General features: G+C 44.3%; 1 pseudogene. It reads right to left on the bottom strand.

The window, feature by feature from the left end:
* Positions 1–346: pseudogene (locus UF06_RS23390) on the bottom strand (IS3 family transposase); the annotation flags it as partial.
* Positions 347–670 lie beyond the last annotated feature (324 nt).

Here is a 670-nt window from a genome sequence, read left to right as displayed (position 1 = left end):
CCCTTCTTAGCCAGCTCAGTTCGAATGCGCCGACTGCCCATAAACGGATACTGAAGATGAATTTCGTCAATCATACGGCGCAACGCAATCTCCTCAGCAGAGAGTCCTATGGGTTGATAGTAAGCGGTAGAGCGAGCAATATTGAGCAGCTCACACTGGCGCTTTATCGGCAATGGGGTGGATTTAACCAGCGAACTCTTTCGCTGGGCTCGGTCTAACGACCGAGCACTTTGGCCAAAAAATCATTTTCCATGGTCAATTGACCGATCTTGGCGTGAAGTTTGTCCACTTCTTCGGAATTCTCTTTTCCTGTGTGATTTTCGGTGGCAAAAATCATGGCTGCGTTGTTAGGCGACAGGTCTCCTCAAGCTAATATCGAGAACATCAACAACTAGACAACGTTTCGCAGTCTAATTTTCGATGTGAGCAATCCTCCAACACTAGCAGATTGTTCTAGATAGTTTTATTTGTTTTCTATACGATTGTTCTCATACAAACACGACACTTCAATGGCAGATTGTGAGATATTGTGTAGTTTAGAAAGCGTTATGCAACTCAGGTAAATTTAGGAGTTCAATCTTTTTAGGTTTCTCCGGCCATTCGTTTTGTGTTGTCGGCAAATGAGCACTTTTACCCTCAGATTCGTGGTTCACTCAAGCCGTAAAACAGG

The organism is Vibrio sp. S234-5 (genome assembly GCF_000960595.1).
Taxonomy (GTDB): Bacteria; Pseudomonadota; Gammaproteobacteria; order Enterobacterales; family Vibrionaceae; genus Vibrio.
Note: the sequence above shows the minus strand (reverse complement) of the source record. Positions and strands in the feature narration are given on the sequence as shown.